This is a genomic window from Luteimonas terrae (assembly GCF_004358165.1).
GTDB lineage: Bacteria > Pseudomonadota > Gammaproteobacteria > Xanthomonadales > Xanthomonadaceae > Luteimonas > Luteimonas terrae.
This window is the reverse complement of sequence record NZ_SMTG01000005.1, coordinates 56402-81851: the sequence shown is the minus strand read 5'-3', so window position 1 is coordinate 81851 and position 25450 is coordinate 56402. Positions and strand designations below refer to the sequence as shown.

Here is a 25450-nt window from a genome sequence, read left to right as displayed (position 1 = left end):
CCGAAAAATATGGACACCAATCCGCGCCAAGCGGACCCCGCATGATACCGGCGTACGCAGCGGCGCTCGAATACGAGGACAGGCCGTTATTTTCCACGACAGTCCCTGAACATCCTGGCGACGCCCCGTAAAACCTCGACGCGTCACATCAGACATCCAGCACGTGGGTGATTACGCGCTCCGCCAACTGCGCCGCCGAAAACGCCGTGGTGTCGAGCACGAGCTCGGGGGAATGCGGCGCCTCGTATGGCGAATCGATGCCGGTGAAGTTGGGCAACCCGCCTCGACGGGCTTTCGCGTACAGCCCCTTCACGTCCCGACGCTCGGCGACTTCCAGAGGCGTGTCCACGAAGACTTCGAGGAACTCGCCAGTTGCAAACAGTCCGCGTGCGGCGTCGCGTTCGGCGCGGAATGGCGATATCAGGCTTACGATTACCACCAGCCCTGCGTCCGTCATCAGCTTGGCGACATTCGATACCCGTCGCTGGCTCTCTATGCGATCCCGGTCGGTGAATCCGAGATCGCTGTTGAGGCCATGCCGGATGTTGTCTCCGTCGAGCAGATAGGTGTGCACGCCCTTCGCCACAAGTCCACGCTCCACCAGATTGGCGATCGTCGACTTGCCCGCGCCCGACAGACCGGTAAACCAGATGCACCGGGCTCGATGCCCCTTGAGTGCGGCACGCGCAGCCTGGTCGATGTCCACTGACTGCCAGGACACGTTGTCGGCCCGACGCAGACCATGGCGGATCATGCCGCTGCCCACGGTGGTGTTCGTAATCGGATCGATCAGGATGAACGCACCCAGCCCAGGATCCTCACGGTAGGATGCGAACGCTATCGGGGCATCAAGCGCCAACGAGATTGCCCCAATTCCGTTGAAAGCCAGCTGCTTGGCCGCGAGGAACTGCAGGCTCTCGGGGTCGAGTCGATGCTTGATCTCCGTGATGCGTGCGCCGACGGTCCGGGTGGCCAGTTTGAAGCGGTAACGCCGCCCGGCAACCAGTGGCGCATCGTCGAACCAGAAGACATCGGCAGCGAACTGGTCGCTGACCTGCAGCGGCGCGTCGACAGGTGTCAGGACATCGCCTCGGCCTGCATCCACGTCCTGGCCCAGTCGCACTGCCACCGCGTCGCCGGCGCTGGCTGCCTGCGCTTCGACACCCGCGCGCAGCAACGACTCGATCACAGCGGCGGTCCCCGACGGCTCCACCCGGACCTGGATGCCGCTATCCAAATGCCCGCGGGTCACCGTGCCGGCCAGCCAGCGGGCACCGTCCGCATCACGGATGACCTGCTGGACGGCCACACGTGGCGTACCTGAAATCTCCTTCGATACATCGATACGCTGCAGCACTTCGAGCACGCTCGGACCCGCATACCACCGCGCTTCGTTGGAGCGACTGGACACGTTCACGCCCAACGCAGCGGACACCGGTATCGCGACCACATCCTCCACGCCCAAGCGCGCCGCATGCGCGACGAATCGCGAAACCAGATCATCGAAAGCCGCGCGATCGTAGTCGACCCGATCCATCTTGTTGACCGCAAGCACGACATGCCGCACGCCAAGCAGCGCGACGATGGTCGCATGCTGCAGCGTCTGCGGCAGCAGCCCCTTCGCGACATCGACGACCATGACTGCTACATCGGCCTGCGAGGCGCCGGTGGCCATGTTGCGCGTGTACTGCACATGTCCCGGACAGTCCGCGATCAGGAATCGTCGGGCGCCGGTCACCAAGTGCCGCCATGCGACATCGATGGTGATGCCCTGCTCGCGCTCCGCCTCCAGACCGTCCAGCAGCAGCGCGAAGTCGAGATCGGCGCCGCGCGTGCCGTGGGCGGCGCTGGCCCTGACCAACGCGGCGACTTCGTCATCCGGCACGCTGCCGCTCTCGTACAGTAACCGCCCGATCAGCGTGCTCTTGCCGTCATCGACATTGCCACACGCAACGAGTCTGACGAACGCATCCGTCTCGAGGGGCATCAGAAATATCCCTCGCGCTTCTTCTTTTCCATCGAGTCGCCTTCAGCATGATCGATCAGTCGCCCGGCCCGTTCGGACTGACGTCCTGACGCCATCTCCGAGATGATGGCGTCGAGATCGGCCGCCTCCGACTCCACAGCCCCAGTCAGTGGATAGCAACCGAGTGTGCGGAACCGGACACTCCGCGTCTCGACCTCCTCGCCGGGTAACAACCTGAAGCGCTCGTCGTCGACCATCAGATACACGCCATTGCGGCGCACTACGGGCCGAGGTTTCGCGAAGTAGAGCGGCACGACCGGGATGCTCTCCCGCTTGATGTAGCGCCACACATCGAGCTCTGTCCAATTGGAGAGAGGAAACACCCGAACGCTCTCTCCTGCCGAGACGCGCGGGTTGTACAGGTTCCACAACTCCGGGCGCTGCTGACGGGGGTCCCAGCGATGCCGTCCGTCACGGAAAGAGAAAATCCGCTCCTTGGCCCGGGATTTCTCTTCATCCCGGCGGGCACCGCCGATTGCCGCGTCGTAGCGTCCTGCCTCGAGCGCCTGCTTCAACGCGACCGTTTTCATGATCTCAGTGTGCCGCGCGGCACCGTGAATCTGCGGATCGACCCCTTCGCGTGCGCCGTCGGCGTTGACATGAACCTTGAGGTTGACGCCGGTTTCCGTTGCACGCCGATCCCGGAACTCGATCATCTCGCGGAATTTCCACAAGGTATCGACGTGCAGCAGCGGAATTGGCGGCTTCGCCGGTGCAAACGCCTTCAGCAGAAGATGCAGCAGTACGGAACTGTCCTTGCCGATCGAATACAGCAGGACCGGACGCGCGCATTCCGCGGCCGTCTCGCGGAGGATGTGGATGCCTTCGGCTTCCAGACGGTCGAGATCTGCCGAGACCGACGAAGACGAGAGCCCGATTGCTGGGACGAACGACGACTGCACTGCGTTTTCCATGACTGCGATTGTACGCGGCGCATCTTCTACGGATCGGCAACGCCGGTTCTACAGACAGAGTTTCTCGGGAGAAGCCGCGGCAGGTGCCGGCAGCCCTTGCCCCGAGCGGTGCGATCCTTCCGGGTGGCTTCGTTCGCCATCCGGGGGTGCGTTAGAATCCGGGGCCGCTCCGCAGCCCGCGAGGGACCGCGGCTCGTGATTTCGCCAGATATCGAGGAGTTTTCCCTCCGATGAAGATCCTTGTCGCTTACAAGCGCGTGGTGGACTACAACGTCCGCATCCAGGTCAAGCCGGACGGGTCCGGCGTGGTCACCGATGGCGTGAAGCTCTCGGCCAATCCTTTCGACGAGATCGCATTGGAAGAAGCCCTGCGACTGCGCGACAAGGGTGTCGCCGCCGAGGTCGTGGTGGCGACCATCGCGCCCGGCGACGCCCAGGCCCATCTGCGCAACGGCTTGGCCATGGGGGCCAACCGCGCCATCCACGTGGTCTGCGATGCGGCCATCCAGCCGCTGACCGCGGCCCGCACCCTGCTCAAGCTGGTCGAGAAGGAACAGCCGGATCTGGTGATCCTCGGCAAGCAGGCGATTGACGACGATGCCAACCAGACCGGTCAGATGCTGGCGACGCTGTGGGGCCGCCCGCAGGCGACTTTCGCCTCGAAGGTCGAGATCGCTGACGGCAAGGCCACGGTCACGCGCGAAGTCGACGCTGGCTTGGAGACGCTCGAAGTGGACCTGCCGGCCGTCGTCACAACCGACCTGCGCCTCAACGAACCGCGTTTCATCAAGCTGCCGGACATCATGAAGGCCAAGTCCAAGCCGATGGAGTCGATCCCGTTCGCCGATCTCGGCGTCGAATCGGCTGACACCTTGAGGACCACGCACTTCGAAGCGCCGACCAAGCGCGGCAAGGGCGTTATGGTCAAGGATGCGGCCGAACTGGTCGCTGCCCTGAAGGCCAAGGGCCTGCTCTGATTCCGTTGCGCCCGCCACGCGGGCGCCCAGCGACGTCCGGCCCCGCCGGAGTACAGGAGAACACCGTGTCCAAAGTCCTCGTCATCGCCGAACATCTCGACGGCGTCCTGAACGCCAGCGCGACCGCCAAGACCGTCGCCGCCGCGCAAGCGCTGTCGCCCGATGCCATCGATGTCGCTGTATTCGCGGCTGATCCGTCGGCCGCTGCGGCCGATGCTGCCACCATTGCCGGCGTCGCGAAGGTGCTTGCGGTCGCCAATCCCGCCAATGCGCAGGCGCTCGCCCAGGTGCTCGGCCCGCAGATCGCCGCGCTGGCGTCCGGGTACAGCCACGTGTTTGCCCCGTCGACCACATTCGGCAAGGATCTGATGCCTGTGGTCGCGGCCCTGCTTGGCGTGAATCAGGTCTCCGACCTGATGACGGTCGAGGGCAGCCGCGTCTTCAAGCGCCCGATCTACGCGGGGAACGCGATCGTCACGGTCGAAGCGCCGGCCGACCAGACCGTCGTGGCCACCGTGCGTACCGCGTCTTGGCAGGAGTCGGCACGCGGCGGTAGTGCCCCTGTCGAGACCGCCACCGTCGATGCTGCCCTGCCCGTCCATACCCGCTTCGTCGGCCTCGCCGCCGGCAGCACTGATCGTCCTGACCTGCAAAGCGCCAAGCGGGTTGTCTCTGGCGGCCGCGGCGTCGGCTCGGAAGAGAACTTCAAGATCGTCTTCGAGTTCGCCGACAAACTCGGCGCCGCCGTCGGCGCCTCGCGCGCAGCGGTCGACGCGGGTTATGTCCCTAATGAACTGCAGGTCGGCCAGACCGGCAAGATCATCGCGCCCGAGCTCTATGTCGCAATCGGCATCTCCGGCGCGATCCAGCATCTGACCGGCATCAAGGACGCCGGTACGATCGTCGCGATCAACAAGGACGCCGACGCGCCGATCTTCGAGATCGCGGACATCGGACTGGTGGGCGACCTGTTCAAGGTGTTGCCGGAGCTGGAAGCGACTTTGGGCGAATAGCGCTGGGCTTGCCGGCCGCTTGCTTCAAGTGGCCGGCGATCGCTCGTAAACCACCTGCAACTCATGATGCGGAAACCAGTCGCCGATCCAGCGCAGATCTCCCGGGAAGTATCCATCTCGCACCGGTCGAAAGCCCGTACTTGCCAACATCGCCTCGTCAAGCAGCATGGATCGATCAACGAAGGTCAGATGTGTCGGATCAATCCGGAAGCCGGCCTGGCCTGGCACAGTCACCAGCACGCGACGCACACCGAGTCTGGACGCTGCGCCCAGCAGCTTCACAAATACTTCCATGGGCGCGTTGAGATGTTCGAGGACGTGGCTGACCACCATGCTCTCGAACCCGGGCTTCGTTGAAAGTGCAGTGAGACCCCAGTCGTCTTCAAACCCGTCATAGGGCGCCACGTCGAGCCCCTCACGCCGACAGTGCTCCACTGTCGCAGTGTTGTACTCCAGCCCCTTCGAACCCGCCGGCAACCTCCTCAGCAGTTCTCCGACGCCGCACCCGAAGTCTAGTGTCGGGCCCCTCACGAGAGAGGCCGCACGCTCCAGATAGATCTGGCGCACCCACTTGCGTACAGGACTGCGATCCAGTTGGTACTGCGTATAACGGGAATCGAACTCCGTGGACATCCCGACGCTCCTTTACACCTGGACGGGCATCCTCGCACATGTGCAAATCAGTTTCAGCGCAGCAATCGATGAATGGCGCGTCGCGGAACCGAGGCGATATCGAAGGCCATAAAGCCCAGAAGCAGCTGCAAGCCGAGAATGACGGGCAAGGCGGATAACATTACTCGCCCGGCCGATGTCGGTACGCCCAGACTAGAGGCTTCGATCCAGAACCACGCCCCTAGCACGAGACCCGCAAACAGCAGAGCCAAACCACCGACAAGTTCGAAGGTCGCCAGCGACAGATCGCGCAGAAAGTAATTGTAAAAAATTCGTTTACCGGTATTGCGCGCGTGCTTCGAAAGAAAATCAAAGAAAATCCTGCCGATCTTCAACCCGCTTTCTTCGTCACCATACTTAGCATCCATCGGCACATCGACGACGACGGCACGGAGCGTGTTGAGCCGGAACAGAATGTCGGTCTCGAAGAAATAACGCCGACTGATTTTCTCCATCGGCAGCTTTGAGACCACTCGTGCGTGGATCGCGGTATATCCGTTGGTCGGATCGAACAGATCCCAATAGCCGGACGATATCTTGGTCATGAAGGAAAGGCCCGCGTTGCCGAAGATACGGATTCGTGGCATCTGCCCGATCTGCGACAGATCGTAGAAGCGATTTCCTTTGGTGTAGTCCGCCTCGCCTGCCGCAATCGGATCCACGAAACGGGAAAGCAGCGCTGGATCCATCTGCCCATCGCCGTCCATCTTGACGATGATGTCAGCGCCGTCGGCAGCCGCCTGTGCGTAGCCGGCCATTACTGCACCGCCGACGCCAAGGTTGACCTCGTTGAATACGACCCTGATCCGCGGATCGGTGCACTGCGACTGCACCAAGGCACCGCTGCCATCGGGGCAGCGATCGTCGACGACGTACACCCGCCATATCCAGTTCGGCAATCCTGCCACGACATCAAGAATGTGGCGCGATACGCGATAAGACGGGATCACGATGGCAACCCGGTCACTCGTTGCAGCCAAGGTCATTTCCCCGTAGGACGTCGACATGACGGTCGGAGGGCTCTCATGCATGACCGCCCTCCTCGTAGGACGTCGCGTACGCGCGCGCCAGCAATCTTGCCACCGGCGCCGGCCAGAGCGACGCGAACATCTCCGCATCTTCGCGGGCACGCACTCCATCTCGCACACCTGCGGTCGTCTCGCTCTCACCGTGAATGCGGTGAAGCATCAAACGGTCTCTCACGTAGCAGAACGCACCCGGAAGTCGAGCAGCACGAATCCACGCATCCCAATCCAAATCGACACGCAGATCCTCGCGGAAGCGCAGATTCGACAGTGACGGGCCCAGCGTGACGGAGGGACATGCAACCGGACAGCCGAAGCGCAGCAGGCGAGTCTTAGAACTTCGCGATGCCGCCGCGTCACGCCCGAGAAAGCCGACTTCGAGCAACAGGGATTTGATGCGGAGCATCATAGAGCGTTCGCGAATCCGCTCGTCGAGCAGTTCCGAGTAACCCGTCATCGCCAAGGATGCTCCAGGCGTCTTGGACACCGTCGCCATCGTCCGCTCGACGAAACGTGGCAGATACACATCATCCTGGTGTGCGATGGTGACCCAACTGCGCGACGCACAATCGAGTGCCGCGTTCCAGTCGCGGCCGATGCCAGCGTTCGGTTCGTGCACCCGCACTTCCACATCGAATCGCTCCGCGATGCGCGACAGCGTCTCGGACGGCGTCGACGTGCACAACACGACCTCCGATCCAGGCGCAGTCTGCGCCTGCAGGGACTCGAGACATGCGGTCAGATGTGGCGAACAACCGTAGGCAGGAATGACGAAACTGTGATCGGGTCTCATGACATTCTCAGGCCGGCTTGCCAGTGAGTGTCATCAGCAGGACGCCGCCGGACACGAGCAACAAGCCTATCCACTGCAGTAATCCGAGCCGCTCTCCGTAGAAGAACCAACTTGCAGCCGCGATAAGGATGTAGAAGAACGAGCCGGAGATTGCGAACGCCAGTCCAAGTTTTATCCGGCTTACGACCACGACCCAGACGATGAAACCGACGCCCTGGATCGCAACGGCTGCTATCACACCTGGCGAAAGACACGCCGCCAACAACCACTGGATTCCCGACGGTACAGGATCCCGCAATGCAATCTGGGTCACTGCCCGCTTGACCAATAGTTGGCTGCCAAGAGTGGAACAGGTCACAAATACGATCATCAATATTTCGCGGATCATCACGTCTCACACTCTGTCTGAGGGGCAGCGCTACGGCGCTGAACGGTTCAGCCCGGGTCGTACAAGCGCTCGCCTCGGGTGTAACGGCTCGAGCGAGCCGCATCAGTGGCACCACCGAGACTTCGCAACATCGGACAATCGCGGAATAAGAACGAAAGCGTGCAACGGATGTAGGCCCGCTGGCCACGTCACAAGACCACGATATTTTTTCCGGATTCGCAGAAGAAATTCGCACCCTTCTCCGCGAAAAGGAACACGACATCGTAGTGACCCGCATCCACGCCTTCAAGCGAGAAGCGTGCCTTGAAACCCGAGCGCGACAGCACCTCCGACCCGAAGTACTCGGCGACATCTTTTCTGACGGCACCCGTGATCGCGCCGCCGCCGTACAGTTTGCCCGCTTCCTTGTCTCTCAGCAGCAGGGTGAAATCGGACACCAAGCCGCCGTTTGCGCCAATGAGATAACCATCGAGCGTAATGTTTCGCCTTGGACCGAACGTCCGGTTGGGCTCGCCGCTCAGGTCGCAGGCGCGTCCCGACCACGCGGCGCCATCGAGCTGAGCATTCGGAACGATCACGAATTTTTCCGAGTGCCTCGCTGCAATCGTGGGCGACGTCAGTTTCATCGAGACGGCACAGGCTTCCGCCGCCTCCTTCGTTCCCGCTTGCAGCGTCGTGACGCCGGCAAGGCCACGCAGCATCACATTGCCCGAGTAAGCGGTGATGTCGACCGGATAACGCGTCAGCTCTGTGGAAAGAATGCGGCACCCCGAATTTACAACCAGGCGAGAGTCCAATGGAAGCGCTTGGTCCAGCCTCGATTTCCAGAACACTCTGAAGTCACTGAGGTTGATCTGCTCGACATCGTCGACAGCCATTTGCTCGTTTAGCGGCTCGATGTCGTCCAGCAGAGACGGCAGTAGCGTTCGGAAATCCGGCTCAATGCGATACGCGTGCTCCATGACCGGGAGGATCGCCGTGATTCCGGCCGCATCGTACTGCTTGACATTGTCGAACCGGATCCCGCGCATCTGGTTGAACAGTGTTTCGCGATCCGCGCGGGTGAACTCTGGAAAGGTGCGTCGATAGGTCTCGTCTTCGACATTGATCAGATGGATCGCTTCCAGCGCCGGCAGATTCTCGCCACGCAGAAGGTGCCCGTAGTTTCCGAGCGTTGCGATGGGTTTGCCACCATTCGCCTCGAACAATGCCTTCCAGTCTTCTGTCAGCTGGGTCCGGACAGGCGTGAGAATGTCTTTCGCCCGCATGACAGGATTGAACGAGCCGAAGATGATCACGTGAGCGAGCGCGGCGCCCCACAGCACCACGGGCAAGGCCAGTGTCCCGTGTGCGAATGCGCGCTGATCCGAGCGGAGCACATCCAGCGCGATTCCGATCACGACCAGTGCCAGAAAGATCCAGGGATATGCCTCGATCATGAAGAACTGCCCCCGGGCGTCCGCCCGGACGCCGACCACAAGGCTTCCGATAGTGAAGATCACCGCGGCGACGAGCATCTGCCTGTTTTCGATCTTTCCGTAGGCTCTCGAGATCAACAGTGCGCACACACCGACCGTCAGCAATGAAAGACCGAGCTGCATACGACGGCCCGGCACGATGAACAGCCCCGTGTACTTCGCTAGTGACTGCGGGAAGCCGCCCACGACCGTGAAGATCGCCATGATCACGAACATCGTGACGAAGAGAACCAGGAGCGGTGCCGAATCCCGGGCCGATCCGGTCCGCAGCAATGCAGCGATCGCGATCAGTGGCAGCACGGTCCCGACCACGCACAACTCGTAAACGGTTAGACCGACATCCACCGGGCTGACGGCGGCAGCGGTCGGGAAGATCAGGCCCAAGAGCACGCTCCAAGGCGCCCCTCCACCGGTACTGAAGCGAGCGCCCGGATAGGCTGTCAGGCTGACTGCCTCGATGTAGTCGGCATATTGGCTCCAGTAGATGGCAACCGCGATAGCTGCACTCAGCGCCGCAAGGATCAACGCGGTCGGCCGCAGCAAATCCCGCTTCATGAGCAGTACAAGCGGCGCCAGCGAGAACGCGATGACGTAGTAGAACGCCGGATACATCGCACCCATGAGCATGTGCGAGATCGACCAGGTGAGCAGAAAGAACTTGTACCGCCAGCGCATGTTTGCCGAGAGCACCGCCAGCGGCAGCAGACTCGGCCCCAACGTGGACAGATTGCTGCTCCACCAGACCTGGTAGTACATGCTGAAGAGCACCATCAGGCTGACGGGAACCGCGACCTCTTTCCTGGCCCCGAGGTTCGTCAGCAGCCAGACGAACGAGGCCAGGAACAGCGCGTTGTAGAACAAGCCTTGGAAGGACAGCGCCAACGGTCCGGGCAAGACGAAGTACAAAGCGAGCGTGGGCGTAAATATCATCGTCCAGTCGGGCCGAGGGATGCCCACAAAAAGCCGATACGACTCGAGGTAGGGCTCGAGCCTCGACGTTTCCGGAAATCCTTCCAGATACGCCTGCTTGAGCATCGGTATGTAGGTCGACCACTCGTCGCCACGCCCCTCTCTGGGGCTGCCGAAAATGGTCTGAGTCACATCGTCCCCCAGCAGCCGCAACCCGGAGATGTAGTGGCTCTGATACGCGCCCAGCGACAGCCAGACGATCGAAATCGTCACCGAACCTACGAGCAGCACACGCCCCAGAAGACTCATGTTCGACCAGCCATCGACGAATCGCTGCAGAAGATTGATCGGACGATTGCTCCAGACGGTCGACCGCTCGGCCGATTGTCGATTCATGTGTTGGATACCTGCATTAGAGAAGCGCGGCTTCACGCTTGAACATGATGAACGTCGCGCCCCGTTCGCGAGCCGACCGATCGCAAGCGCAGCTTGACGCGTACCGGATGGCCGCGTGTGTCGGAGTCGGCGATAGAGACCTGCAACGCAACCTGTGCCACGAGCTGAAGTTTCGGGCCGGAAAAGTGAAAACTCCGCACTCAACGCACGCATCCCGCTGTGCAGTCTGCAGTCCAGCGGCCGTCTCCAAATTCGATGGGACGATCAGCGCCTGCATCGCTTGATACTGGCCGGTTCTTATTCGCAACTTGCACCGGACGCGACCGGACCGGAGATTGCACGCAGCCAACCCGGCACGAGCGTGAATGCCGGCTTCCACGCCGCTCATTTCCCACCGGAACCGACAGCCCGCACCCGGTCGCGGAGACCCGACACCAATCGGCTATCGATCACCCGGCACACCACGGCCCAGAGTCCAGAAAGCACCCGTCTGACCCGCACGTGCCTGTCCATTAATGCGTCGAATCGGGCATATCGCGCCCTGTATCGCACCAGCTCATCGTAAATGCCGAATCGATGTTCGAAGATGTACTCGGCATTCCGGGCGAAGAACGCGATGTTGTTCCTGAAAATGTCCGCATACGTGGTCACCACGATCGGGCGCTGACCATTGAACTGCGTGGTGCGCGAGACATCCTGGACGCGATAGAAGAATAGCGGCTCGTCCAGCTGCACCACCGCCCGATTCAGTCCACCGACGATCTTCAGCCAGAAATCGTAGTCCTCCACACCATGCTTGAGCGTCTCGCTGAAACCCTCAACTGCCGTCCAGTCGGCTTTGCGGAAAAGACTCGTGACAAAGATGACATTGTCGATCGTCAGCTCGCGCTCGGAGTAATCCGGAAGCATCCACAAGCCGCTGTCAGCGCCGAAACGCATGGCCTTGCAGTACACGACGCCGACGTCGGCCCTCGCATCGAGCACCGCGACCGCCTGCTCGATATAGGTTGCAGCGATCCGGTCGTCCGCATCGAGCGGCAGGACGTACTCGCCACACGACTCGGCAATGCCCCTGTTGCGCGCGGATGCCGGGCCACCGTTGTCTTTCCAGACGATGCGCGTATTCGCCCACTCGGAGCGCTTCAGCAATTCGATGGTGCAAAGGTCTGTCGAACCATCGTCCACGACCACGATTTCGATATTCGGATAGGTCTGCTCATGGACCGACCGGATCGCCTCGTCGATCGTCGCACCCCCGTTGAAACACGGAATCACGACAGACACCTTGCGCAGACCTTCCATCAGCGCACTGGCCCGTTGAGTACCCTGTCGACCGACTTCTTCAGCGTGCCCACCACACCGATCTCCCGACTGGATCGACGGAACTTCTCATATAGACCCGGCGTCTGCCCGGCGCCGGTTGATTCCGTCACCTCCAGAACGCCCTGTGGCGCGGGCGGCGCCCGAAACGTGGCGTTGCTCACATCGAACGGACGCGGATACCGCTGCCACATGTCGGGATCCCGATAGGCCACTCGGGCATCGTTCTCGATCTTTTCCCCGCTAACATAGTTGGCATACGACCAGGGCATCTTCCCGAGCGTCTTTTGACCGTGGGCATCGAGCAGCGCAAGGTAGTGCTGGTACAGCGCCACGAAATCGGCCTTGTTGTCGTCACGCAGCCACCAGCCGATCGCCTTGTCGATGGTGCCGGAATCCAGGCCAGAAAAATGGATGAACCGGAGCGGATCGCCGTTGACGACGTGAGCGTCGCCCACTCTCCTCAGGTCACTGTCGAGCAGTGACCAAGTCGCGAAGTCGTATCCGTGATGCTTGAGGATATGCACGTCGAAGAAACAGGGCGCGAGATCGATCCACTTCTGGTCGGTGAAGATGCCGCGCGCCTTGTCGTCGTAGCAGAAGCGGAACAGACGCTCGGCCCACCAGCCGAGAAACGCCTCCGCGTTCGCACTCCGCCGAACCGCCAGAAATCCAAGGTTGTAGGTGCCGTGCGCCAGCGAGCTGATCTCCATGTCGATATTGCCCGGTCGGAGCAGATGCGGGCACACGACGATGCTCTGTGTATCGAGGATCTCCTCGAGTTCGGAAAAGTGGCTGTAGGCGAGCACATCCGGGTCCAGATACACGAACTTCTCGACCTCCGGATGGCGCTCGAGAAGGCCTCGCATGAACTGCGGTTTGACCGCCGTGGACGCCTCGACGATCGAATGCCTGAAGATGAACTGGTCGAAGTCCTCCCAGCCAACGTCCTTGGCGAGCACGACTTCGTCGAAGTGCGGGAACGCGAGCGCGACCTCCGGCACCTCGCGTTCGACCAGACACAGCACGAACGTGGCGTCCTTGCAGTGGCGCTTCACCGACTCGGCGAGCGCCATCGCCTTGGGAAGATAGTTGGAACAGATGGATGTGAAATAGATCATGTGCTCGCCTAATTGGTATCCGGAGTGTCTTGGGAATTCCTGTCGACCCACCTGCGGTGGAGCTTTCCGAACAGGCTGGATTCGTAACGCTCGAGACGGCGGCGCAGGCAGTCTGCATCCGATGCCAGGGCAGCCTCCCGTGCCTCGAAATGCTGCCTCGACTGCTGCGCTTCGAGCCGGGTCGCATCCAGCTCGACGGAGGCCTCGGCCAGTTCCGCGCGTAGCTGCTCGCGCACCGCCATCGACTCTTCCGACCATCGCACCTGCGCGGCCAGATCCGAGCGGAGTTGCGCGATGGTCTCGTGCATCTTCTCGCGCTCGACCACTGCGCTCTCCGACCAGGCGATCTGCGCCGTCAGGTCGGAGCGAAGCTTCGCCAACGCCGCATTGAGGCGATCGCGTTCGTCGACGGCATGCTCGGACCACTGCGTCTGCGCCGTCAGGTTCGAGCGAAGCTCCGCCACAGCCGCGTGGAGGCGCTCGCGCTCGGCTACCGCGCTTTCCGACCACGACACCTGCGCTGCCAGCTCGGACTGCACCCTCGCCAGTTCCGCATTGAGACGTTCACGCGCCTCGACCGCACTCTTCGACCAAGCGAGTTGCGCTTCTAGAGATGACCGGACCGTCGCCAGTTCCGCCTCGGCCTCCTCCACTCGGCGTGCGAATGCAAGCGCCATGCCCCCCAAGCCATCGACCAGCGGGCCTGTCGAAGAGAGCAGCGTCTCCAGCGCCTGCGCGTGCCTGTCGAACGCCGCCGGCGGCACGTCTTGCCCGCCAGCCATGGCCACGCAATCCTTGTAGACGCCGGTGGCGATTTCCGTCAGTCCGGTTCCGGACGCTGCACCTTCGCCACCCTCGAAATGCCGATCCCCGGCCGACACGAAAGCATCCAGCACGTCGCCGCGACCATCGACCTCCACGCCCAGCGCGCCGAGCGCCGCCGTCATCGTCTGCAGGGGTCGATCGATGAGCTGGTCGTAGGTCACCGCCACCCTGCGAACGCCGCGCGAGTCGCGCTCCGCGGCCAGCATGTGGCGCAGCCAGAGCAACTCGGAAACCGCGGGCGACCATCCATTGCGCTTCTGGATGGACGCCGCCACCTCCGACGGGTGTCTGACCACCAGGACGACGCGCGGCGTGCTACCGGTCCGGCGCAGCGCATCCAGCCACACCGGCAACAATCGCGAGAGACGTGGATCCTTGATCGCGAATACGGGTTCGGCAGGAAACTCGTCCTGCAGCAGCGCGGCGATCTCCGCGAGCGCCGACGTCGCGACTGCGGTTTCCGTCCAGCCAGCAGGCAGCGCACGCGCATCGTCCCAGCGTCGATCCAGTCCAGCGAGAAGCGCATCGTCGATGCGAACGGCCCGCTCGCTCTCGAAATACCCCTTGGGGTTGTCGCTTCCCGGCGGCAGCAGGCCGGTCCCCAGCGCAACACCCAGGCTTTCCAGACATCCGGTGATCGCCGAGGTGCCGCTCCGGTGCATACCTGCGACAAGAATGCCGATCCGATCCAATCGAACACTCAAGACCGCATCTCCACGGTCGCGCGTTCGACGAAGTTGACCAACGCCGTGGCGCCCAGCGCCGGCTCGGCCTGGACCCGGAACATCGCTACATCGATGTGCCGGCCGACGTACGCCTCGGCTCCGTCGACATCGGCAAGGCAGCCGGCATTCAGAAAATAGACGCCCGGATTGAGCAGGCATCGGAAGCGGAAGCGCACTTCCATGCAGGCTCCAGCAGCTTGAAGCGCCATTGCCGGATCGGATGCGTCGGTCGAGAAACCACCGATTTCGACACCTGTGGTGCTGCGGATCATCATCCCGCAACGCAAGCGGGACAGCGTCTGCTGCAGCTCGATGTGATAGGTGTAAATGTAATCGTGCCCGTGCACGAGCATGTTGACCTGCTCTCCCTCCGGCGTGAGCACACGAGGCTCGCGAATTTCGACCCCCTTGTTCTCGTAGGAGATCGTGCTGGCGGACACCAGCCCGGGGTCGAACCAAGCCCGCGCGCCTTCGGCCAAGGCCTGCGGCGTTTCGGATCGCATCGGCGAACCCGGTGCCGCGGCGGCATTGTCGGCTGCGCGACCTTGCCCGATGATCGATGCACGGATCGCGGACTGCCGCTCCTTCGGCGCGTATAGCATCTTCTGGTAGTTGGTCACCGCATCTTTCGGTGAGCCTCTGAATATCACCTCGCCTGCGTCGAGGACCACGGCATGGTCGCAGAGGTCGACCACGGCGCCGGCGGAGTGGGACACGAACAGGATCGTCGCGCCCGTCTCGCGAATCGCTTCGATCCTCGCGAAACACTTGCGTTGGAATGCCTCGTCGCCCACGGAAAGCGCCTCATCCACCACCAGGATGTCCGGCTCGACGTTGATCGCGACCGCGAAGGCCAAGCGCACGTACATGCCGCTGGAATAGTTCTTGACCGGCTGATCGATGAACTCGCCGATTTCCGCGAACGCGAGGATGTCGTCCAGCCGCGCTTCGGTCTGCGCCCGGTCCAGCCCGAGAATGGTGGCGTTGAGGAACACATTCTCCCGACCGGTGAACTCCGGGTTGAATCCGGCGCCCAGTTCGAGCAGTGCCGCGATCCGCCCGTTGACGGCCACCGTGCCCAAGGACGGCGCGAGCGTGCCGCAGATGATCTGCAGCAACGTGGACTTGCCTGACCCATTCCGGCCGATGATGCCGACCGTCTGACCCCGCGAGATTTCCAGGTCGATGCCCTTGAGCGCATGGAAATCGCGTCGCCAGTGCGTGCCATCCCGGGGGTCCAACAGTTCCATCAGCCGCTTGTACGGCTTGTCGTACATCGGAAAGATTTTGTGCACGCCGCGCGTGACGATGGCGGGCTCACAGGACATCGGCGAACCCCCGCTTCGTGGCCACGAACCAGGCGCGTGCGACATACATGAAGGCCACCGCGCCGAGACTGTAGAAAAACAGGCCCTTCCAGTCCGGCTGGACACCCCAGATCATCACGGCGCGCGCCTGGTCGACGATGAAAGACAGTGGATTGAGCTGGTAGACCCAGCGGTATTCCGCAGGTACCGATGTGGTCGGAATCATCACCGACGACAGGAACAGCAGCGCCATGCTCGCCATGCCGATGACCTGCTGGATATCCCGCATATAAACCGCCAGCGAAGCTAGCAACCAGGAGATGCCGAGCGCCACCAGAGCCATGGGCGCCAGCACGATGGGCAGCATCACGATGGTCCAGGAGAACTCGCCGTCCAGCACAAGCCTCAGCGCGATGAAGACGAGCGTGTTCATGAGGCAGTGGAAGCAGGCCGTCAGCAGCATCGGCCAAGGCAGGATTTCCAGTGGAAACACCACCCGCTTGACGAAGGACGGGTTGCCGATCACGAGGTCGGGGGCACGCACCATGCACTCCGACACCAGGAAATACACCACCAGCCCCGCGAACAGCACGACCGAGAAGTGGGTCCCCGTGGCCTGCGGCTCCGGCCAGCGTCCCCCCATCACGGTGCCGAACGCGAAGGTGTAGATGCACAGCAGAATGAAGGGGCTGGCGAGCGACCAGAGCACGCCGAGGCTAGCGCCACGATAGCGACCGCCGATCTCGCGACGGGTCAGCTCGCGGATGAGCGCCCGGTGCCGGATGACCTCGAGCGCCGGCGAAAGCAGCAAGCGGGGGAATAGTTTCAAGAATCGGGCCTCTGGATGGCACATCGTCGGTCCGGCCAAGCCGGACCACTGCGGGATGATCTCGCGGCCTCGGCCGCTCGCGCCCGCCTATGCCAGCGCGCTCGCCAGATCCGTCTTCAGATCGTCCGCGTCCTCGACCCCGACGCTCAATCGCACCAGATCATCATGGATGCCCAGCGCCGCGCGCCGCTCCACCGGCACCGACGCATGCGTCATCACTGCCGGATGGTTGACCAGACTTTCCACGCCACCGAGCGACTCGGCCAGCGTGAACAGTTCGGTACGCTCGCAGAACCGCTTCGCCGCCTCGAATCCGCCCTTGATGCGGACCGAGATGATGCCGCCGAAGCCGTCCATCTGGCGCTTGGCGAGCGCGTGCTGCGGATGCGACGGCAGACCCGGGTAGATCACCTGCTCGACCGCCGGATGCGTGTCGAGGAATTCGGCCAGCGCCTGCGCGTTCTCGCAGTGCGCCTGCATGCGCAGATGCAGGGTCTTCAATCCGCGCAGCGCGAGAAAGCTGTCGAACGGCCCCTGCACGGCGCCGCAGGAGTTCTGCAGGAACGCCAGCTGCTCGGCGAGCTCGGCGTTGTCGCCGACCACCAGCATGCCGCCGACCATGTCGGAGTGGCCGTTGAGGTACTTGGTCGCCGAGTGCATGACGATATCGGCGCCGTGTTCGATCGGACGCTGCAGGATCGGCGAAGCGAAGGTGTTGTCGACGACGACGATCAGGCCGCGCGTGTGGGCGATGTCCGCGATCGCGCGGATGTCGACGATCTTCAGCATCGGGTTGGTCGGGGTTTCGATCCAGACCAGCTTCGTTTTGTCGGTGATCGCGGCTTCGAACGCGGCCGGATCGGTCATGTCGACGTAGCTGAAGTACAGGCCGGCGCTGCGGGTGCGCACGCGCTCGAACAATCGATAGCTGCCGCCGTAGAGGTCGTCCATAGCGATCACGTGGTCGCCGCTGTCGAGCAGTTCGAGCAGGGTCGCCGTCGCCGCCATGCCGGATGCGAACGCGAAGCCGCGCGCCCCCCCTTCCAGGCCCGCCACGCAGCGCTCGTAGGCGAAGCGCGTCGGATTGTGGGTGCGCGAATACTCGAACCCTTGGTGTTCACCGGGGCTGGACTGCGCATAGGTCGAGGTCGCGTAGATAGGCGGCATCACCGCGCCGGTCGACGGGTCGGGTGACTGTCCGGCGTGGATGGCGAGTGTCCCGAGGCGATGGGTCATGGAGGGCGGGGTAAATTCGAGGGGCCGCCATCATAACGGAAGCCCCATTAAGCCCCCTTTCGCGCCGTTCGACAACGAAGCGCCGGCGATAACGGGCGATTCAGCCAGCCGATGCCGGCCGCACGTGCGCGAGGCGCACATGGCGCCAAGGGCGCTCGAACAGCAGGAACGACAGCATCGATGCGATCAGCGTGAGGGCCAGCATCAGGGCCGGGCCGAGTACCGCCCACGCGCCACCGCCCAGCCACAGCACAAACTCAAGCACCGGCATGTGCCAGAGATAGGCGCTGAAACTGACGATGCCGACAAGCCGCATCGGCGCCCAGGCGAAGGGACGCCGCAGCCAGGCGGGACCGTGGAGCAGCGCCAGCAGCAGGGTCGCCCAGGCGAGGCCGTGGGCCAGGAACCAGCCGTGATTGAGGGCGGGATCGAACGCGTTGCCGTTCAGCCGGGACCAGATGGAGGGCACCATCAGCAGGCACGCGGCCACCGCGGCGAGCGCGATCAGGGTCCAGATGCGCGGGCGATCCAGTGCCTCTTCCAGCGCCAAATCGATGCGCGCCGCGAGCAGCCCGCACAGGAACACCGGCAGATACGGCCCCAGCCGCACATCGTTGACCGCCATGGCGGAAGCCGGCCACCGCCACATCGCCAATGCCAGCAGCAGCCCGGCTAGCGCCACGAGCCCCCCCGGTGGGCAGCGCCCGCGCAGCCACGCGAGGGCCAGCACCAGCGGCGGCAACACGAAATAAAAAACGAATTCGACCGGAATGCTCCACAGCACGCTCTGCCCGTCGCGCAGCGTCAGATGCCGCAGCAGCGCGCCATCGTCGAGACGGTAGTGCCACGGCAGACCCGCTGTCGTGAGCCCCCACGACAGCAGCAGTACGACGAGGTACAGGGGCCAGATCCGCAGCACGCGGCGCAGCAAGTAGTCGGCCCACAAGCGCGGCGCGGTCAGCGCCGACAGCGGCCGGGCCAGCAGGATCCGGCCGAGCAGGAACGCGCTGAGCACGAAGAACAGGTACACGCCGCTCTTGCCCGTTCCCGACAGCCCCGGTTGCGGCAACAGGCCGTAATTCGACAAGTGGGACCCGATAACGATCAGCACGGCAAGTCCACGCAGTCCATCCAATGCATCGAATTGCTGCAATCGATTGTGCGGTGTTCCCAAAAACCACCTAGTCAATCGGAACTCCAAAGGCCTTACTCCACTCGCACCTGTGAGGCTTGCATTCGCGATGAAGCAAGCATCGCAGATCACCTAATCGTCTTAGAAAAAAAGAAAGGCCCGCATTTGCGGGCCTTTCAACACAACTTTAAATCACTCGCTGATCAGAGCAGACGATCGATTACCACCACACCGGAGCGGCCGGACGGGCCAGGATGTGGTTGCTGATCGAACCCGAAGCCGGGTTGACGATCTGGTACAGACCCTCGATCTGACCTGCCGGACCGGCGACATTGATCAGCAGCGTGCCACGCGGACGGGTCGAATCACCGAAGCCGGTGAGCACGGCGTTCAGGTCGATCACGCGGGTGCCGTTGGCCGGAACCGTACCGGTGAGGTTGGCGGTCTCGAAGGACTGACCCTCTTCGCCGATCACGCGGATGGTGTACGGACGGGCGGTATTGCCGGTATTGGTCAGCGCGACGCGCGAAACCCAACCAGCCGGGACCTGTGCGAGCGGTGCCTGCAGCTCAGTGCCGTTGCGGACGATGTTGCCGATCACACCCGACGCCACGACCGGCAGGTTATAGGCGGTGGTGTTGGCGGACACGCCGTCGAGGCTGGCCGTGTAGTTGCTGGCCTGGATCACCGGGTTCCACGAGTCACCAACCAGCTTCTCAACCCAGAAGTTACCACTCGTGCTGGTCAGGTTGAACGTCGCAGACGTCGCCGTCAGTGCAGCTGCGGAAGTACCCAGCGCTTGAACGCGACCACGGGCAGCAGCGTTGTAGGGCGTAGCGCCACTGCTGGCCACGAAGGAGAAGTCGCCTTCGATGTTGACTTCAGACTCTTCCAGATCGAGAAGCGTATCAACCGAAACCGGGAGACTGGCCGCGGTCAGCGTGCCGCCCTCGATCGTCGTCAGACCGAAGCCGTTGTTCAGAGTTGCGGAGTTGTTGCCGTACAGGAAGCGAGTGAACGCCGGGGTCGCATTGACGTCGGCAGTCGCCGTCTGGGCTTCACCCACCCAGCGCAGGCTGTTGGCAAACGAGAAGTAGGCACCCTGGAACGAGCCACCAGCGATCAGGCCAGTGGTACCACCCGCTTGGGCCTGCGACGGCTGGTCGTACAGGGCGACAGCGACGTTGGCGTTCTGGATGGCGCTGACCTTGGCGACGACCGGCAGCGTGATCTTCGTCGTGGCGGGCGCACCAGCATCACCAGCGGTGATCGAGAAGGTGATCACGTTGGTGCCCGAACCGTTGACGTTGCCGGCGACCGCGTACGTTTGGCCCTGGGGGCCAGCAGAGATCACCGGGGTGAAGCCCGGCTGGAACTGCACGTGCGGCGACGCTTCGACGCGGATGTAGCGCACTTCGCCCGGGGAGTAGGCATAGCCGCTATTCCAGACGATGTTGACGCCCTGACCGGTGAAGGTGGTGGCGTTGGTGCCGGTGGTGGTCTTGATTTCGCTGGCAAAGCGCGCAGCGGTGGAGGCCGGGTTGGTGGCCGAGAAATCGACAGCAAATGCATTGCCGGCGAGCAGCGAGCCGACAACTGCGGCGGCGAGAACCTTCTTGTTCAACATTTTGGTGATGCTCCTAGGATTTTCCATGAAATTACTTCTACCTACACCCGAGGCCATCCGCCGTCCGCATGCACGTGCCGGCGCCGACACCCAAGCCGCACTCCACCAAGTCCAGGTCATTCCCCCTGCTCCCTGTGTGGCGTCCCAGCCCACTGCTGCGCGTGCTTCTAAGCTGCACAGTCCCCGAATGCGGGAGCAATGTAAGCACGGCGTTTGACAACCGTCAACGCGCGATAAATGCTCAAACTTCAATTTCCGGTTTTGCAAGGCGCGCGCAAGGTCGAAGCGCCTCGTCGGTCACACTTTGGCCTGATTCTGAATGGAGGAAAGCCGGAATTTCGCGCATTCAGTGCAACGGCACATCCTGCCCAGGCGCGGCATGGGGGGTGACCGGGAGCGGCACCTCCCGCGGACTCGGAATCGAGGGCAGGGACCGGACTTCCGGCTCGCGTGGCAACACCGCGGGTTCAGCAGGAATGCCGGAGAAGCGGCTGCGGATGGCCTCGGTAATCGCGCGGGTCTGCGCCGTGTCCTCGACCACGTACGGGGTGATCAGCATCAGCAGCTCGGTGCGGTTGTTTTCCGAACGCCGGCTGTGGAAGGCAGCGCCCAGCACCGGGATGTCGCCCAGCAGCGGAATCTTCGTCTTGCCGGCGCTGCGCGTGTTGGAAATCAAGCCGCCGAGCAGCGTGCTCTCACCATCGGCGAGGCTCAGGCTGGTCTGCAGCTTACGGCTGAAAATGCTGGGCGAGGAGATGTCGCTGGTGTCGGTGGCGGACGCTTCGCTGACTTCCTGCGAGATCTTCAGGTCAACGCGCTGACCCGAGTGCACGACTGCAGTGATGTCCATCAGCACGCCGGTCTTGCGGTACTGGATGGATTGCAGGATGGAGCTGCCACTGCCCGGCAGGTCGGGCGCGGTAGCCTGACTGGTGACAGTGGGCACTTCGGTGCCGACGTCGATGCTGGCGTTCTCGCCGCTCTTCACCAGGATGCGCGGTGTGGACAGGATGGCGACGCGACTGTCGCGTGCGAACAGATTGACCAGCGCACGCACCTGACCCGAGGAAGAGACGCCCTGCCAGACCAAGCCGCCACCGGAGGTGGCGCCCTGCAGCAGGTTCAAGGGCCCGCGGACGCCATTGATGCTGATGTTCTGCAGCGCCCATTCCACGCCGTTGGCGAACTCGTCAGTCAGCGTGACTTCGGCGATCGTGACCTCGATGACCACCTGACGCGCCGGCTGGTCGAGACGCGCCAGCACGCCCTGGATCGCGCGCCAGCGCTGGGCGTCGCCCTGGAACACGATGACGTTGCGCACCGGGTCGACGGCGAGCTGACCACCGAGGCCGGACATCGAAGTCACCGACGCGCGCGGTGCCTGCTGCTGTCCTTGGGCTGCACTGCCGGTCATTTCGCCTGCGCCCTGTGCCGCCGCGTTACCGCCTCGCTGCCCGCCCGATCCGCCGCCGCCCTGAATGCCGGACGTGCTGCCCGTGGCGCCGACGAGCGCTTCGAGCACGGGCACGAGAGTCTCGACCGTGGTATGACGCGCCGAGTAGAGGAACATGCCGCCGCCGGCACCATCGTCGCTGGGCTGATCGAGACGCTCGGCCCATTCCGCGACCATCGACAGCACATCGTCGGAATCGGCAAACACTACCAGCGCGTTCGCGGAATTGACCGGGACGAAGGTCACCGCCCCGCCGGTACCGGGGCCGGTCCGGATCGACACGCCCTGCGCCGACAACACCTCGCGCAGTTCCCGCGCTAGTAGGTCCGCATTGAGGTACAGCGGGTTGATGCGGATGGAACGCTTGCCGCGCAGCAGGCTGGCATCGAGGGCGGACACGGCCTCCATCGCCGCGCGCACGGCGTCGCCGGGACCCGAAATCATCAGCGCATTGGCTTCGACCAGTTCGGTGAAGGTAACCGCGTGGTCGCCGAACAGGCCACGCAGCTGACCAGCGACGATGCCGGGCTGCGAGGCCTCCAACGGCATCGCGACGAACACCGTCCGCTGGCCAGCCGGTACGTCTGGCAGGGACCTGGTGACCATGATGCGCGGCAGCCCGCCCGCGGCATTGGCAGCGATGGGCGTGAAGCGCAGCACACCACCGAGTTCGGTGACTTGCACCCCGTAGCTGTGCAGCACTTCACGGGCGATGGTGAAGGCCTGCTGCGGCGAGCGCGGTTCGGTCAGACGCAGGCTTACGACGTCCTGGCGGGCGGCGATGGCCTGGTCGATCTGGATGGCGAAATCCAGCTCCATGCCGAACACGACGTTGATGAATGTCGGCAGCGGCACGTTGTCAAGCACGAGCGAGACAGGACGGCTGCCCGGCATGTCCGGCACCGGGGCGTCGGCAGCAGTGTCCTGCCGCACGGCGCGCGGCGGCAGGGCTGGTGACTGCTGCTCGACCAGCGGCCGGCGACGGGTCGCGTCGCGCTCGCCCTGCAGCACTTCTTCGGCACTGGCGTCCGCCTTGGGCGCTCGCAACGGCGCCGGGATCTGCGAGGGCGGAATCGAACTGCAGGCTGCGAGCGCCCCCGCGAGCAGCGAGGCGACGAACGGACGCGCGGTGGACATCGGCGCGCGGTGCGCCCGTGAATGTGGAGCCATCAGGAAATCACTCGTATCGAAAGGGACGCGGCCGCGTGCGCCATGCGCGGGTCATGCCACCGGGGGTGGTCCGAAGGCTTCACTCGGCCGCCCCGGCGGCCTGAGGTTGTTGCGGATCGACGAAGAGTCGGCGCTGGTGACGCTCGCCCTCGCCATCCACCCAATCCACCTGCATGCCATGGATTCGCAATACCTGCCCGCCGTCTGGCAGCTTGCCTCCCACCGGCACCCGGACCCCGCCCTCGCCATGGATCATGAAGATGGCCTGGAGATTCCGACCCCTGCCGGCAATCCCGACAGGGGTCGGCGGTGGAGGCGGTGGCGGAGGCGGCGGTTCGACCGGACGCGGTGCGGCGCCCCAGGGCGCGCGGGTTTCCCAAGCCGCATCGACCACGGCGAGGTCAGGCAATCGCATGCGGATCGTGTCCCAGACAAGGCCCGGATCCTCGCGTGGCTTCACCGATGCCGGCGAGTTTCCGACCAGCAGGCAGGCCAGCGCGCCCAGCAAGCCGAAGCCCAGAATCACGCCCGAATCGCGCACAACCGGCTTCATGGTGTGGTGCCCTCCTGGCTCGATACATCTTCCATTCCACTGACAGCTGGTGCCACTGTCGTCGTTGAACGCCGATAGTAGGCCCGGACCACGAGGCTGACTTGTGGACTCTCGCCATCGCCGATTTCGACCCGCTCCGCCTGGACCCACGGAAGCGCATCCGAAAGGGCCCGCAACAATGCGCCTTGCCCATACTGCGGCAGACGACCGTCCAGACGCGCGAGCACCTGCCACATGTCCGGATGCCCGGGCACGTCCAGCGTGTCTTCTACCCGGATGCGCGGCTCCTGCAGCGCACTGCTGGACGCAAGCTCGGTCAGCCAGGCCTGCAACTCTGCCTGAGCAAGGCCGGTGTTCGCGACTTCAGGCATACGATCACGCATAGCGGAAAGCGCTGCCTCCGCCTGCTCCGCGCGCGCGGTCCAGGCGTCCTGGGTCCGCAGCCCTTCCAGACGCGCCTGCAGTTCGAGATCCGACTCGAAGCGCTGCCTGTCCGCATCCGCATGCGTCTGCAGACTGGCGAGGCCGTGCAGCGCGACCACGACCAGCACGACCAGACTCACCAGTCGCAGCCGCCGGCTGGCCCGCCATTCGTCGCGGACCCGACTCCACCGCTCGCGGCTCACAACGCGGCGTCCTGCGTGGCGTCCGACAATACGAAGGTCAACTGCATGCCCGCAGGCACCGGCGTCGCGCTGACGTCGTCGAGCGGCGACCTGCCCACGAAGACGCTGACGAAGCCACGCGGGTCGGCAGGGCCGTTTCTGACCGTAGTCACGATGCGTTCCGGCTCGCGTCGCCAGCTGACGAGCTCGACGCCTTCGGGCAGAGCTGCCGTGATCTGCGACATCATTTCGTAATCGCTGACACCCGACTGCAGTTCCATCAGGCGCGCGGCCTCTTCGCTGGCGAGTTCCGCGCGCTCGCGCGCCGCGAGCACAGGCGCCACGTCCGCACGCGCGACTTCGAGCTGCCGGGCGACCGTGGCACTGGCGTTCTGCCAGCGGACAAGGGATGTGAGCTGCCAGCCAGCCACGAGAGCAATCAGTGCGGCCGCCCCGACCCAGGCGAGACGCTCCTGAGCATCGACCGTACCGGGCAACCAGCTTCTGCGCAGTTCCGCCCAGGGCTCGACTCGCCATTCAAAGGGGCCTACCGGCGGCACGTCCAGCTGCTGATCGAAACCCGACGCGCGCAGGAAGCGACCGCGCGCGGCGTCATCGGGAAGCGCGGGCCACCATTGACTGGCCGTCAATTGGCCGGCGCGCCAGACCTGCCCTTCCATGCCGGACGACAACGCCAGGAAACGCACGCCGTCCGTCTGCGGGACGGGCGCAAGCAGGCTTTCGGGAATCCAGGTCCGGTCGCCGATCTCGATGGCGGCGGGCGGATCGATCCAGATCCATGCATGACCGACAGTTCCTTTCCAGGCAATGCAGGTCAGCGCACGCGGCGAAGGCAGTTGCGCAGACAGGGCGAGACGCGCGGCGTTCTCGCGCTGACGCGCAGGGATGGCGGCCATGTCGAGACGTCTGTACTGGCACTGGCCTCTGGGAACCAC

Annotated in this window: 21 protein-coding genes; 2 read left to right on the top strand and 19 right to left on the bottom strand. The window is 63.7% G+C overall.

The features are described from left to right. Window positions 1–148 precede the first annotated feature (148 nt). Together cysC and cysD are read right to left on the bottom strand one after the other, a co-directional pair. A complete protein-coding gene (gene cysC / locus E2F49_RS12395) occupies window positions 149–1987 on the bottom strand; it encodes an adenylyl-sulfate kinase (RefSeq protein WP_133394190.1) in 1839 nt (612 codons plus the stop codon). Beyond that, a complete protein-coding gene (cysD, locus tag E2F49_RS12390; protein WP_133394189.1) occupies window positions 1987–2940 on the bottom strand; it encodes a sulfate adenylyltransferase subunit CysD in 954 nt (317 codons plus the stop codon). Before cysD ends, cysC begins: the two co-directional genes overlap by 1 nt. 230 nt (window positions 2941–3170) lie before the next feature. Here cysD and E2F49_RS12385 point away from each other — a divergent pair, with 230 nt between their 5' ends. Both E2F49_RS12385 and E2F49_RS12380 read left to right on the top strand, forming a co-directional pair. Next, window positions 3171–3917, top strand: coding sequence for an electron transfer flavoprotein subunit beta/FixA family protein (locus E2F49_RS12385; RefSeq protein WP_133394188.1), 747 nt, complete (start codon window positions 3171–3173; stop codon window positions 3915–3917). Between the two features lie 65 nt (window positions 3918–3982). Further along, window positions 3983–4930: an electron transfer flavoprotein subunit alpha/FixB family protein gene (locus tag E2F49_RS12380; RefSeq protein ID WP_133394362.1), complete on the top strand. Its 948-nt coding sequence runs from the start codon at window positions 3983–3985 to the stop codon at window positions 4928–4930. Between the two features lie 24 nt (window positions 4931–4954). Here E2F49_RS12380 and E2F49_RS12375 read toward each other — a convergent pair whose 3' ends face one another. From E2F49_RS12375 to E2F49_RS12295, 17 genes are all read right to left on the bottom strand, one after another. After that, on the bottom strand, window positions 4955–5563 hold the full coding sequence (locus tag E2F49_RS12375; protein ID WP_133394187.1) for a methionine biosynthesis protein MetW: 609 nt from the start codon (window positions 5561–5563) through the stop codon (window positions 4955–4957). A gap of 53 nt (window positions 5564–5616) precedes the next feature. Then, window positions 5617–6609: a glycosyltransferase family 2 protein gene (locus tag E2F49_RS12370; RefSeq protein ID WP_133394186.1), complete on the bottom strand. Its 993-nt coding sequence runs from the start codon at window positions 6607–6609 to the stop codon at window positions 5617–5619. Window positions 6610–6625: 16 nt separating this feature from the next. Further along, complete coding sequence (locus E2F49_RS12365) at window positions 6626–7420, bottom strand: glycosyltransferase family 2 protein (protein WP_133394185.1); 795 nt, start codon at window positions 7418–7420, stop codon at window positions 6626–6628. Window positions 7421–7427: 7 nt separating this feature from the next. Next, a complete protein-coding gene (locus tag E2F49_RS12360; protein WP_133394184.1) occupies window positions 7428–7808 on the bottom strand; it encodes an EamA family transporter in 381 nt (126 codons plus the stop codon). 188 nt (window positions 7809–7996) lie between these two features. Further along, window positions 7997–10591, bottom strand: coding sequence for a DUF7657 domain-containing protein (locus tag E2F49_RS12355; RefSeq protein ID WP_133394183.1), 2595 nt, complete (start codon window positions 10589–10591; stop codon window positions 7997–7999). Window positions 10592–10975: 384 nt separating this feature from the next. Next, window positions 10976–11893: a glycosyltransferase family A protein gene (locus tag E2F49_RS12350; RefSeq protein ID WP_133394182.1), complete on the bottom strand. Its 918-nt coding sequence runs from the start codon at window positions 11891–11893 to the stop codon at window positions 10976–10978. Then, entirely contained in the window at window positions 11893–13032 is a 1140-nt protein-coding gene (locus tag E2F49_RS12345) for a hypothetical protein (RefSeq protein WP_133394181.1), read from the bottom strand. The genes E2F49_RS12350 and E2F49_RS12345 overlap by 1 nt, the downstream gene beginning before the upstream one ends. 8 nt (window positions 13033–13040) lie before the next feature. Further along, the gene (locus E2F49_RS12340; RefSeq protein ID WP_133394180.1) at window positions 13041–14561 is read right to left on the bottom strand and encodes a sulfotransferase; all 1521 of its coding nucleotides are present in this window, start codon (window positions 14559–14561) and stop codon (window positions 13041–13043) included. Then, window positions 14558–15910 carry an ABC transporter ATP-binding protein gene (locus E2F49_RS12335; RefSeq protein WP_133394179.1) on the bottom strand — a complete coding sequence of 451 codons (1353 nt, stop codon included), beginning with the start codon at window positions 15908–15910 and terminating at the stop codon, window positions 14558–14560. The genes E2F49_RS12340 and E2F49_RS12335 overlap by 4 nt, the downstream gene beginning before the upstream one ends. Further along, the gene (locus tag E2F49_RS12330; RefSeq protein WP_243713592.1) at window positions 15900–16718 is read right to left on the bottom strand and encodes an ABC transporter permease; all 819 of its coding nucleotides are present in this window, start codon (window positions 16716–16718) and stop codon (window positions 15900–15902) included. Before E2F49_RS12330 ends, E2F49_RS12335 begins: the two co-directional genes overlap by 11 nt. An 87-nt stretch (window positions 16719–16805) precedes the next feature. Continuing rightward, complete coding sequence (locus E2F49_RS12325; protein ID WP_133394178.1) at window positions 16806–17954, bottom strand: cystathionine gamma-synthase; 1149 nt, start codon at window positions 17952–17954, stop codon at window positions 16806–16808. A gap of 100 nt (window positions 17955–18054) precedes the next feature. Then, complete coding sequence (locus E2F49_RS12320) at window positions 18055–19107, bottom strand: acyltransferase family protein (RefSeq protein WP_165971232.1); 1053 nt, start codon at window positions 19105–19107, stop codon at window positions 18055–18057. A 199-nt stretch (window positions 19108–19306) separates the two neighbouring features. Further along, window positions 19307–20713 (bottom strand): hypothetical protein, encoded by a 1407-nt coding sequence (locus tag E2F49_RS12315; RefSeq protein WP_133394176.1) that lies wholly within the window; start codon window positions 20711–20713, stop codon window positions 19307–19309. Window positions 20714–21059: 346 nt separating this feature from the next. Beyond that, window positions 21060–23303 carry a secretin N-terminal domain-containing protein gene (locus tag E2F49_RS12310; protein WP_165971231.1) on the bottom strand — a complete coding sequence of 748 codons (2244 nt, stop codon included), beginning with the start codon at window positions 23301–23303 and terminating at the stop codon, window positions 21060–21062. Window positions 23304–23415: 112 nt separating this feature from the next. Continuing rightward, the gene (locus E2F49_RS12305) at window positions 23416–23889 is read right to left on the bottom strand and encodes a hypothetical protein (protein WP_133394174.1); all 474 of its coding nucleotides are present in this window, start codon (window positions 23887–23889) and stop codon (window positions 23416–23418) included. Next, window positions 23886–24515 carry a hypothetical protein gene (locus E2F49_RS12300; RefSeq protein ID WP_133394173.1) on the bottom strand — a complete coding sequence of 210 codons (630 nt, stop codon included), beginning with the start codon at window positions 24513–24515 and terminating at the stop codon, window positions 23886–23888. Before E2F49_RS12300 ends, E2F49_RS12305 begins: the two co-directional genes overlap by 4 nt. Next, entirely contained in the window at window positions 24512–25411 is a 900-nt protein-coding gene (locus E2F49_RS12295; protein WP_133394172.1) for a hypothetical protein, read from the bottom strand. Before E2F49_RS12295 ends, E2F49_RS12300 begins: the two co-directional genes overlap by 4 nt. Window positions 25412–25450 lie beyond the last annotated feature (39 nt).